Here is an 11520-nt window from a genome sequence, read left to right on the forward strand (position 1 = left end):
ACCGGGCCGGCAGGCGACACCGGGCCGACAGGCGCTACCGGCGCTGTCGCCACCACAACCTCAGGCTTTGCTTCAAACTCATCGGCAACGATTATTGCGATTCTAACCGGCGCTTTGGTTCCATTCCCCAATAGTCAAAACCTTTCCGCCGACATTGTCCCGAACGGGGCTAATACCCAGTTCACGATAAATACCCCCGGAAGGTACTTTATTTCCTATCGCGTCAATACTACAGTGAGCTTGCTGATTACCAGCCGTCTAATGGTTAACGGCAGTGTTGTAGCGCCCTCTGTCTACAGCCCCGCACTTTCCGTATCCTCTTATAGCGCCGAAGTAGTAATAAACATTGCTGCCGGCGACACAATAGCCGTTCAATTGGTTGGCGCTTTAGTAACTGCAGTCCTATTGGCGGGATCTGGCGCGACATTAACGATCATCCGGTTGTCAGCATAAATATGCCTGATAGAAAAAGATAGAAAAAGCAGGCCTTAGCGTCTTAACAGCCGCCTTGGGCCTGCTTTTCTATCTTTTTACCCCATCCAGTCACCAAACGTCTTACTCCTGCGTATAATGACGAAGATCATAGCGTTTAAGGAGGTATTTAAGTGACCGGTTATTCTGATGGATTGGCAACAGCTATAACGATCAGTTTATGCATGATTGTAAAAAATGAAGAGGCTGTAATTGACCGCTGCCTGTCTGCAGTGAAAGATATTGTCGATGAAATCATCATTGTCGATACCGGATCAACGGATCAGACAAAAGAAATCGTTAAAAATTATACCCAAAAAATCTATGATTTTAAGTGGATTGATGATTTTGCGGCAGCCCGCAACTATTCATTTAGTTTGGCAACCCAAACTTATATTCTTTGGCTTGATGCTGATGATATCATTCTGCCTGACGATAAGGCCGAGCTATTAAAATTAAAATCCTCGCTTGCCTCTGATGCTGATGCCGTTAGTATGTTTTATAACTTAGCTTTTAGCTCACAGGGAACCGTTTCCTCACGGCTGCGCCGTAACCGGCTGGTTAAACGGTCGAAAAACTTTCGCTGGATTGGCGCTGTCCACGAGTATATCGAGGTATATGGTCACATTGTCAGCAGTAACGCTGCCATTACCCACAGCCCGGTAGAACATGACGCCGACCGTAATCTTCGCATTTATGAGCAGCGCCAGAAAAACGGGGAAGTGTTTTCACCCCGTGATCTTTATTACTTTGCCAACGAATTGAGAGATCACCGCCTCTTTAACCGGGCCATCGAATATTACCAAAAATTCCTGGCCACCAATCAGGGTTGGATCGAAGACAATATCGGAGCTTGCGGTAAACTGGCCGATTGTTTCGGTGAATTAAATGATAATGAAAACAAGCTTAAATATATTTATTTGTCTTTTAACTATGCTACTCCCCGCGCTGAATTCTGTTGCCGCCTTGGCTTCCACCATTTAAACGCCAATCAGCTTGATCAGGCTATATTCTGGTATAAAACGGCAACCCAGCTAGAAAAACCGGTAACCTGGGGACTGGTCAGCAACGATTGCTGGACCTGGCTGCCGCATATCCAGCTTTGCGTATGTTACTCCAGGGTTGGCAAATATCAGCTTGCCAATGACCATAATGAACTGGCCGGCAAGTTTATTCCCAACGATCCCCGCATTGCCCATAACCGCAACTATTTAAAAAGCTTACTTACCTGAGTCCGAAACCTCAACCTAAACTCCAATAATCAAGCGTTCTCCCAAAAACAACAGTAGGCGTCCGGGACTGTCGCAGTGGAGCGCTTGCCAGCAAGCCAAAGACGGCAACTCGACAATGACTGAAAGCCGTATTCAAACAGGGGGACAGTCTCTCGTTTGCAGAAGCAAACACGGAACTGTCCCCCTTTGTTTTTGTTAAGCCTTAAGTATCAACGATTGTTCTCCCGCGCCGGGCCTTCTGCCTGACATCTTTAAAAACGTTTTGCGACAGTCCCCGCTTTTTTGTTCCCACTGTGTACTTTGAGTACTTTGCCGGTTAACCCGGCAATCTTCTGCTTTATTATGCGTACAAGGCCGCCAGTTGTTTTTTCACCTCAGCATTGGTTAAATATTCGTCATAAGTCATCCGGCGGTCAAGCAACCCTTTGGGCGTAATTTCAATGATTCTGTTGGCAATTGTCTCAATAAACTGATGGTCATGGGATACAAACAGTAGCGTACCGCTGAAATTCATCAGGCCATTGTTTAATGAAGTAATAGACTCCAAATCCAAATGATTGGTTGGTTCATCTAAAATAAGCACGTTAGAACCGCTCAGCATCATTTTGGCCAGCATGCACCGCACCTTTTCACCACCGGACAAAACGCTGGCTTGTTTTAAGCTCTCCTCACCGGAAAACAGCATCCTGCCGAGAAAACCGCGGATAAAGCTTTCCTCCTGATCCCGGGAGAATTGGCGCAGCCAGTCAACCAGGCTTAAATTCACCCCGTCAAAATAGGCGGAGTTATCTTTGGGTAAATAAGCCTGGGTTGTGGTAACACCCCATTTATATTCACCGCTATCGGCCTCCAGCTCACCCATTAAGATCTTAAACAAAGTGGTTTTAGCAAAACCATCCGGTCCGACAAAAGCAATTTTATCGCCCTTGCCTACCGTGAAGCTTATGTCTTTTAGCACAGGGTGGCCTTCAATGCTCTTATTTAACTCCTCAACAGTCAGTAATTGGGCGCCAGCTTCACGATCAGGCTTAAAAGCAATATAAGGATACTTACGGGAGGAGGGCTTAATGTCGTCCAGCGTAAGCTTTTCCAATAGCTTTTTCCTGGAGGTTGCCTGCTTGGATTTTGAGGCGTTGGCGCTAAACCGCTGAATAAACGTTTGCAGTTCCTTCGCTTTTTCTTCCTTCTTTTTATTGGCGTCTTTGGCCAATTGCAAAGCCAATTGACTCGACTCCAGCCAGAAATCATAATTGCCTACATATAGCTGGATATTTTCAAAATCAATATCGGCAATGTGCGTACAAACTCTGTTCAAAAAATGGCGGTCATGAGAAACTACAATAACCGTATTGGGAAAATCATATAAAAAATCTTCCAGCCAGCTAATCGAATCAATATCCAGATGGTTGGTCGGTTCATCCAGTAATAAGATATCAGGATTGCCGAACAGCGCTTGCGCAAGCAGCACCCGGACCTTTTCATTCCCGCTTAGATCAGCCATCTTCTGGCTGTGCAAATGTTCTGCAATTCCCAGTCCATTCAACATGCGTGCCGCTTCCGGTTCAGCATCCCAGCCATTTAATTCGGCAAACTCGCATTCCAGCTCCGACACCTTCATTCCATCTTCATCCGAAAACTCCGGCTTAGCATAAAGAGCATTCTTTTCTTCCATAATAGCATATAACCTGGCATGCCCCATAATAACAGTTGTTAACACATCGAATTCATCAAACTCATAATGATTCTGCTTCAATACCGCTAAGCGTTCGCCGGGGGTAATCACCACATCGCCGCCCGTAGGTTCTATCTCACCTGATAACACCTTGATAAAAGTTGATTTTCCTGTACCGTTTGCACCAATTAAGCCATAACAATTCCCTGGGGTAAATTTTATATTTACATCTTTAAATAATATCCGTTTGCCAAATTGCAGGGTTAAACCATTTGTACTAATCATTGCACTATTCCCATCTTTCATAAAATTTACTTACAAAATATAATTTTACCACATAATATCCATTAAGTCCATGTCTCTGCTTACATTTTTTAACAAAGGGAGCCATTATTGTTGATTTTTAGCCGCAAAAGACAAACATTCCTGGCCAGATACTTGCCGGGTAACCACACAAGGCAAATTTTTACTTTTAAATCCCATTACTTTACAGCCATAAGGATAGGCTGAATCCCAGGTAATATAAAAAAACCGGCAGTTTCGGCAGACGCTTTTCTGACCGTGCGGCATGATCTCACCTCACCTATTCGTTGCGCTTAATTTCCAATTCTTTATCGCAGCCCGTCATTCCTGCCGCCGATTGTCCTGCGTCCTTGCCTGCCAAATAATAAAAGCAAAGGGCTCCTATCCTTAGCCTTAATCATTGCGCGGATAGGATTGATGCCTTTGGATTAGCCCGGTGCTTGGTACCAGGAAACAACAATGGCCTTAACCTTATGCATAGAGTGCTCCAGTTTATCCAGCTGTTGACAGCATAAGATAAATTCTTCCCACTCCTCAGCCGAAAAATCTTCCCGGCAATTCTTCCTTAAAACATAATCCAGAATGCCAAACAGAGCTTCCTCGGTCTCACGTAGATCAGCCATTGAATTTGTAATGCAAGCAACAGAACGGTCCGTTTCCGTCATCATCGACACATCCAATCTGCCTACTAACTTTTACAAAAAGTTCATATTTAAATTATAGTGGCAAATTAAAACAGCGTCAATAACTGTCAGTTAATATATATTACTGTTAGTGAACAGGAGCAATAACGTAATATGCTTAACATAATGATAGGTGATAGAAATGACATTTGGCGAAATTCTCCGTAACGCCCGGGAACAAAATCATCTCAGTCAGGAGGATACTGCAAGAGCAATTGAGAAGAGATATGGAGTACGCATGTCGCCGTCTTATTTGAGTATGATTGAAAATGGCGCCAGAGCAAACCTTACAGTGAAATCGCTTAGCGCTTTACTGGATTTTTTCGACTTACCCCTCGACAGCGCTCTAAGTTTATTTAAATTATCAACAAAAACCGCCGCATTATTAGAAAACAGAGAAAAATATACTGCCATACCAGCGGTGACTGATTCTGATCAGGCCCTGGCCGGGCTACCCGAAGAAGCAATATTCCTGATCAGGGAATTCACCGAGTATATTATTTATAAATACAAAATTCCTGACAGGGAAAGATAATCACCCGTTTTTCGGACATAACGCCTGCCGTTGTGTCTTTTTTTATGGGCAAGCCGCTGTTTCTCTTGTTCCCTTCTACAAAATTAGAGCTTATTCTACAATGTTTACTATAAATACTTAAAAAACAAATAAAATAATTAATGGAATATCTTTTTATTGCTGTTTTGCAGTATGATTAAGTTACATAAATCACGAACTGGTTTGTTTAATCAATAAGTGAAATTAATACCATTGCGAGGTGGATGATCATGGAAGATAAGAAAAAACCGCATGTTGTAATCATCGGCGCTGGCTTCGGCGGAATGCGGGTAACCCGTACGTTAGCGAAAGCCGATGTTGAAGTTACCCTAATCGATAAACATAATTACCATCTTTTTCAGCCGCTACTGTATCAGGTTGCCACAGCCGGCCTGTCAGTAGACGATATTGCCTATTCCGCCAGAGCAATGGTACGAGACCGGAAAAATGTTATTTTCCGGATGGGCGAAATGACGGATGTTGATCTTGAGCAAAAAAAAGTAATACTCAATAATGGTTCGGTAAACTATGACTATCTGGTTCTCGCCACCGGCGGAACCACCAATTACTTTGGACTGGAATCACTTGAAAAACACGGTTTTTCCATGAAAACCCTGGATGAAGCCGTAACCATCCGTAATCATATTCTGTATCAGTTTGAAAAAGCCGCTTTCGAAAAAGATCCGGAAAAGCGCCGGTCTTTGCTAACCTTTGTTGTTGTTGGAGGAGGCCCTACAGGAGTAGAATCGGCAGGCGCGTTATCCGAACTGATCCATCTGGTAATGAATAAAGAATATCCTAACTTAAACTTTAAAGAAGTACGGATTATCCTGGTGGAAGCCTCTGATAAACTATTTGCCGCAATGCCGGCGGAACTGCGCGACGCCGCCGTGGAAACTCTAATCCGTAAATACGTGGAAGTGCGCCTGTGCGTACAGGTTACTAATTATGACGGCCAGTTCTTGACGCTCAAGGGCGGCGAGGTAATTCCAACCCATACCGTCATCTGGGCGGCCGGTGTTAAAGCCGCTTCAATTATGCATAAAATTGCCGTCGAAAAAGACCAAATTCAGCGGGCAATTGTTAACGAGTATCTGCAAATACCCGAGCACCCTGAGGTATTTGTTATCGGGGATTCCGCCCATTTTACGCTTAATGACCGGCCTCTGCCAATGGTTGCACCGGTAGCTATCCAGCAAGCCGAGGTTGCAGGAAAAAACATCATTAATGTGCTTAAAGGCAGGGAGTTGGTTAAGTATGTCTATAAAAATCTTGGCAATATGGCGACAATCGGCCGCAACGCCGCTGTCGTGCATATCGGTCGCTTGAAAATGAAAGGCTTTTTTGCCTGGCTCATGTGGTCGCTCGTTCATATTTTACGGCTGATTGATTTTCGTAACCGTTTTTTGGTATTTACCAAATGGGTATGGGACTATTTGTTCTATGATCGACTGGTCCGGATTATTACCCGCCAATAAATCAAAGATGAAGACTAGCTGTATTTTGCCATTCCCTTTTTCCCGGAAATACAAATACCTCCTGGCGTAGTTCTATCTTGCGCCAGGAGGCTTTTTGGTTCAATGTCGTTTTCTATGATTGCTTTTTCATCCACGGAAATTCTGCCGGCTAATTATTCACCGTCTAGAATTTGCTGATGAATTTTCAATATTTTCTGACCGTAAGTCTTGCCAGGAACAGCCCATTTACCATTTAAATCAGTCCAGGTAACTGCCCTGCCAAAATTATCCGACTTCTTAACCAGTTCGTAACGTGGGTCAACCACAGGCAGCTGCGGCGGCCGCTTGGTGCTATACGCCAGCAAATGCTGGATTTGGGCCCGGACCCCAATTTGAGCATTGGGAAACCAGGCTCCTCTGACCCCGCCGCCGGTTGTACCTAAGCCACAGTAATTGTTCTGTAAAGCTACAACATCGCCGCCATAGCGAAAGTTGCCGGTTTCATGCAATGCCTGGGCAAAGGCAACATCCGGCCTAACGCCTTCCCGGAGTGCTTCAGTATAAAAATGTTTGATCAATTGCTCTGGCGCTATTGTTAGGAAAGGGGACGGATTACGCTTCAGTAGATAGTTCAGGCATTGTTCCTGCGTGGCAAGCGGCGGTCCCATTATGCTAAGATCAATGGGGTCAGCAGTCTGCAGGAAATCCCGTCTGCCGCTATCCTGCGCAACTGTTGCCATAACCTTTGCCTCACCGGCAAAACATAGTAGCATGAGTGTAATAACGATCCGGATAAAAACAGTATTTTTCATTTTCTCCCCCTTAAACTGGCGTTTTATATACCACCTCAGGCTGAACTTGCCGGGCCGGTCTGCATTTCATTATAACAAATAGCCAATGAATTCTACAATGGAATCGGCCGTTGAATGCTTTGCAGGAAAAACAAATACTTATCCGGAATTTATAAATTATTTTATTTTAATGTTGACAGAACTGTTGTTGATCAATATTTATATCGCAACTAAAGCATTTTTTCGCAAATATGGTTATATATAATATAATAGCACTTAAGCAAACTACCTGAAGCTTGAGCTTGACTTAAGCAAGCCACACGTTTCAAGCCGGGCATTGTTGAGCGGATCAGGCATTGGGAACAATAATAAACTTGTCATTTGAGGTGGATTATGGAAAACAAGCATCAAATTGGTTTAATCGGGTTGGCGGTAATGGGAGAAAACCTGGCCTTAAACATTGCCGGCAAGGGTTATTCCGTGGCGGTCTACAACCGCACGCCAGACAAAACCAGGCAATTTGTCGCCAAAGCTCCGGGCTTGGCGTTGGCGGGGAAATTTTCATTGGCGGAATTGGTCTCCAGTCTGGAAAAACCCCGCAGGATTCTCTTAATGGTCAAAGCCGGCCAGGCAGTGGATGAGCTGATCGAAGCATTAACGCCGCTGCTGGAACAGGATGATATCCTTATTGACGGCGGGAACTCCTATTACCAGGACACCCGGCGCCGGGCCGGTGTCCTGTCGGCTGCAGGCATCCGGTATCTAGGGCTGGGCGTGTCAGGAGGCGAGGACGGAGCCTTAAACGGCCCCAGCTTAATGCCTGGAGGCAGCCGCGAGGCTTATGACGAATTAGCGCCGCTGCTCACGGCTATTGCTGCACAAATAGCTGATAAGCCCTGCTGCTCCTATGTCGGGCCGGACGGGGCGGGTCACTATGTTAAAATGATTCATAATGGCATTGAATATGGCGATATGCAGTTGATTGCTGAAGCCTACCATGTCATGCAGCAAGTTCTGAAAATTCCTCCGGCCGAGCAAAGTTCAATATTTAGTGCCTGGAACCAAAGTCATCTAAAATCCTATCTGATTGAAATTACGGCCGATATTCTCCAGCGCCAGGATAGCCAAACCAAGCTGCCGATGGTTGATGTAATTCTTGATTCGGCTGGTCAGAAGGGTACTGGTAAATGGACGATCCATAGCGCCCTGGAGCTAGGTATTCCAGTCCCAACAATCACAGCTGCCGTCTATGCCCGGTTTCTCTCAACCTTTAAAACTGAACGGCTGACTGCCGCTCAAACCCTAACAGGGCCTTCACTTATTCATGATCAGGATGTATCAGACCTTATCAACTCGGTTCGGGATGCGCTTTATGCTTCTAAGATTTGCTCGTATGCCCAGGGCTTTGCACTGCTTAAAGCCGCCAGCGCAAACTATCGCTGGAATTTAAAATTTGGTGATATCGCCTTACTTTGGCGGGGCGGCTGCATTATCCGAGCTCAGTTTTTAGACAAAATCCATGCCGCTTTTACGCATAATCCTCATTTAACCAACCTGATGCTCTACCCTTACTTTTCCAGTGAATTAGCCCGTGCTCAGCAAGGCTGGCGCAAAGTAGTCGGCGTCTGCAAACAACTGGGAGTTGCAATTCCGGCCTTCAGCGCTTCCCTTGATTATTACGATTCCTATCGCCAAAATACTTTGCCGGCAAACTTGCTGCAGGCCCAACGTGATTATTTTGGCGCCCATACCTATGAGCGTATTGACATCCCGGGTTTTTTTCACTCTGACTGGACGAATTTGCCCAAACTAATTAAATAGATGCTGGAGCCTAAGCAGCTGACTGAACGCTTAGGCTCTTTTTTGTAATTTTAAAGCTTGTCCCGTAATACACGCTTTAAAATTTTACCAGTTGCATTTTTCGGCAAATCGTCAACCTGAATAAAATCCCGCGGAACTTTATATGCTGCCAAATTTGCGCCAAGAAACTCGCGAAGCTCCTTTTTATCCAGTGTTTTCCCCTCGGCCAGGACTAAATAAGCTGCAGCCTGCTGGCCGCGCAATTCATCAGGCACACCGATTACCGCTGCTTCTACAATGCCGGGATAAGCATATAACAATTCTTCAATTTCCCGCGGATAAATGTTTTCGCCATTGGTAATAATCATATCTTTAAGCCGGTCAACAATAAAAAAATAATTATCCTGATCTTTGTACGCCAAATCACCGGTGTGCAGCCAGCCGCCTCTTAAAGCCTGAGCCGTTTCCGCAGGCAAATGAAAATAACCTTTCATCACACTTGGGCCTCTTACTGCTAATTCTCCTACCTGACCGTTAGGAACCTCCCTATCATTTTCGTCAAGCACTGCCACTGCCAAGCCGGGTAAAGCCCGGCCAATAGAGCCAGACTTCGTCCGTTCCGGCGGATTAAGGGCAACAACCGGCGATGCTTCTGATAAACCATAGCCCTCAATAATTGGTCGACCATATTTTTGAGCGAAAGCTTCCGCTACTTTTTTCGGCAGCGCGGCCCCTCCGGATACAAAAATCCTTACACTGTTTAAATCGGCCGCCTCGCCCAGACGGGCCAAAATATTATACATAGGCGGAACCCCGTATACAACAGTAACAGTATATTTTTTAATTGCAGCAAGCGTTTCTTTAGGTGAAAATCCATCCAGTATTGTCATTGCCGCACCGCACAGCAGTGAATTAAGCACTGCACAGGTCCAGGCAAAACAATGATACATCGGCAATACACAAAGTACCGTATCGGTAGGTATGGCTTGCAGGATTTCCCGGAAAGCCCTGGCATTGCTTACCAAGTTCTTATGAGACAATACCGCTCCCTTGGGTGAGCCTGTTGTCCCTGAAGTATAAATAATAACACAAGGATCTTCCTCGGTAATGCCGGATAACGCCGGAGCCTCGGGATATCTGCCTGCCCCTAGTATTTTCTTGAACTCGGGTATAACCAGTTGTTCAACAGTACCCTTATGGCCGATTTGCTGTAAAGGCTCAGCTAGCTTCAGCTCCTCCATCGTAATGAGGCGCTCCAGCTTTGCATCTTTAATGATATAGGCAATCTCCCGGTTACTTAGTTGAAAATTAAGCGGAACAATTACTGCCCCCAGACTGATTACCGCCATATAACTACAAATGTATTCCACTGAGTTGCGCGAAAATAAACCTACATTGTCACCGCCGCTTATGCCCTGAGCATAAAAATACCGCCGGTATTCACTCACCTCTGACTGCAGTTGCCCATAGGTTATGGACTCTTCCCCCCTAATAACAAAATCATTGCTATTGCCTGACCTAATAAGATCATGAACAAACATTTAAGTCCTCCTCGCCACCATCTCTGCAACCCCAAAACTCAGGCTTTTTAGCGTCATTTTATCGCCCCAATAGCCGCACTTTCCCAGCCATACAGAAATAAATTGAACCCATGAATAGTGTTTATCCATGGGCTCAATTTATTCAGTGATTTATGTACATAACAAAAATATCTGGAGGCGGCACCTAGAGTCGAACTAGGGATAGAGATTTTGCAGACCTCAGCCTTACCACTTGGCTATGCCGCCGCTTTTCTATTACAGTTCAAAGTCTACTTCAGATCTGGCCTCTCGGGTTGACAAAATCACTGCAAACCTGCTTTCAAACATCTATTGGTGGAGGGAGCTGGATTCGAACCAGCGAAGGCAAAGCCGGCAGATTTACAGTCTGCTCCCTTTAGCCACTCGGGAATCCCTCCAAGTAATGGCGGAGTGGCAGGGATTTGAACCCTGGCGGGCCTCACGACCCCTAACGATTTAGCAAACCGTCCTCTTCAGCCACTTGAGTACCACTCCATGTTTAATTTTAATATGGCAGGGGCAGTAGGACTTGAACCCACAACCAACGGTTTTGGAGACCGCTACTCTACCAATTGAGCTATACCCCTAATTTGATTGGGGTGACTGAAGGGATTCGAACCCTCGGGTAACGGAGCCACAATCCGCCGTGTTAACCGCTTCACCACAGCCACCACATTGATGATAAAGTAGTGCCAAGCGAGATGAACAACCCCGTCTGGCACTCATTAACCGGCATTTACTTATCCTCCCAGGCCGTTTCCAGCCAAGTACTTTCAGCGTATATGGGCTTAACTACTGTGTTCGGTATGGGAACAGGTGGAACCCCACAGCTATCAACACCGGATCTTTGGATATTGGACTTTGGATTCCGGATGTTGGACACCCAACTCCATCGCCTTATCCTTTAACAGGTGAATATCCTTGAAAGGTATATTCCCTGAAAACTTCACAGAAGATATTCATTTTAGGATGGTTTTTGCTTCGTTAGATTGTCGCGAT

Annotated in this window: 9 protein-coding genes, 5 tRNA genes and 1 rRNA gene; 5 read left to right on the forward strand and 10 right to left on the reverse strand. The window is 45.4% G+C overall.

The genetic code is table 11. The features are described from left to right. Both BLR06_RS18865 and BLR06_RS18870 read left to right on the forward strand, forming a co-directional pair. Window positions 1-453 (forward strand): BclA C-terminal domain-containing protein (locus tag BLR06_RS18865; protein WP_423069642.1); only part of this gene is annotated, 453 nt, incomplete at its 5' end. Window positions 454-605: 152 nt separating this feature from the next. Then, window positions 606-1703 (forward strand): tetratricopeptide repeat-containing glycosyltransferase family 2 protein, encoded by a 1098-nt coding sequence (locus BLR06_RS18870; RefSeq protein WP_245698234.1) that lies wholly within the window; start codon window positions 606-608, stop codon window positions 1701-1703. A 340-nt stretch (window positions 1704-2043) separates the two neighbouring features. On the opposite strand, the gene BLR06_RS18875 is transcribed toward BLR06_RS18870, so the two are convergent. Both BLR06_RS18875 and BLR06_RS18885 read right to left on the reverse strand, forming a co-directional pair. Further along, window positions 2044-3660 carry an ABC-F family ATP-binding cassette domain-containing protein gene (locus BLR06_RS18875; protein WP_092075135.1) on the reverse strand — a complete coding sequence of 539 codons (1617 nt, stop codon included), beginning with the start codon at window positions 3658-3660 and terminating at the stop codon, window positions 2044-2046. Between the two features lie 446 nt (window positions 3661-4106). Next, the gene (locus BLR06_RS18885; protein ID WP_173813113.1) at window positions 4107-4346 is read right to left on the reverse strand and encodes a hypothetical protein; all 240 of its coding nucleotides are present in this window, start codon (window positions 4344-4346) and stop codon (window positions 4107-4109) included. A gap of 157 nt (window positions 4347-4503) precedes the next feature. Here BLR06_RS18885 and BLR06_RS18890 point away from each other — a divergent pair, with 157 nt between their 5' ends. Together BLR06_RS18890 and BLR06_RS18895 are read left to right on the forward strand one after the other, a co-directional pair. Next, window positions 4504-4896: a helix-turn-helix domain-containing protein gene (locus tag BLR06_RS18890; protein WP_092075138.1), complete on the forward strand. Its 393-nt coding sequence runs from the start codon at window positions 4504-4506 to the stop codon at window positions 4894-4896. Between the two features lie 248 nt (window positions 4897-5144). After that, on the forward strand, window positions 5145-6392 hold the full coding sequence (locus BLR06_RS18895; protein WP_092075139.1) for an NAD(P)/FAD-dependent oxidoreductase: 1248 nt from the start codon (window positions 5145-5147) through the stop codon (window positions 6390-6392). A gap of 152 nt (window positions 6393-6544) precedes the next feature. Here the strand turns inward: BLR06_RS18895 and BLR06_RS18900 are convergent, their stop codons facing one another. Then, the gene (locus tag BLR06_RS18900) at window positions 6545-7183 is read right to left on the reverse strand and encodes a glucosaminidase domain-containing protein (protein ID WP_092075140.1); all 639 of its coding nucleotides are present in this window, start codon (window positions 7181-7183) and stop codon (window positions 6545-6547) included. Between the two features lie 372 nt (window positions 7184-7555). Between BLR06_RS18900 and gnd the strand changes: the two genes are divergently transcribed. After that, on the forward strand, window positions 7556-8983 hold the full coding sequence (gene gnd, locus BLR06_RS18905) for a decarboxylating NADP(+)-dependent phosphogluconate dehydrogenase (protein WP_092075141.1): 1428 nt from the start codon (window positions 7556-7558) through the stop codon (window positions 8981-8983). 50 nt (window positions 8984-9033) lie between these two features. On the opposite strand, the gene BLR06_RS18910 is transcribed toward gnd, so the two are convergent. From BLR06_RS18910 to rrf, 7 genes are all read right to left on the reverse strand, one after another. Next, window positions 9034-10503, reverse strand: coding sequence for a class I adenylate-forming enzyme family protein (locus BLR06_RS18910; RefSeq protein WP_092075142.1), 1470 nt, complete (start codon window positions 10501-10503; stop codon window positions 9034-9036). Between the two features lie 172 nt (window positions 10504-10675). Further along, a tRNA-Cys gene (locus tag BLR06_RS18915) sits at window positions 10676-10749 on the reverse strand. Window positions 10750-10834: 85 nt separating this feature from the next. After that, window positions 10835-10919, reverse strand: a tRNA-Tyr gene (locus BLR06_RS18920). Window positions 10920-10925: 6 nt separating this feature from the next. After that, window positions 10926-11016, reverse strand: a tRNA-Ser gene (locus BLR06_RS18925). A gap of 16 nt (window positions 11017-11032) precedes the next feature. Beyond that, window positions 11033-11108: transfer RNA gene (locus BLR06_RS18930), tRNA-Trp, on the reverse strand. An 8-nt stretch (window positions 11109-11116) separates the two neighbouring features. Continuing rightward, window positions 11117-11192, reverse strand: a tRNA-His gene (locus BLR06_RS18935). Between the two features lie 56 nt (window positions 11193-11248). After that, window positions 11249-11365, reverse strand: a 5S ribosomal RNA gene (gene rrf, locus BLR06_RS18940). Between the last annotated feature and the right edge of the window lie 155 nt (window positions 11366-11520).

The sequence above is a fragment of the Dendrosporobacter quercicolus genome (assembly GCF_900104455.1).
Lineage (GTDB): Bacteria > Bacillota > Negativicutes > DSM-1736 > Dendrosporobacteraceae > Dendrosporobacter > Dendrosporobacter quercicolus.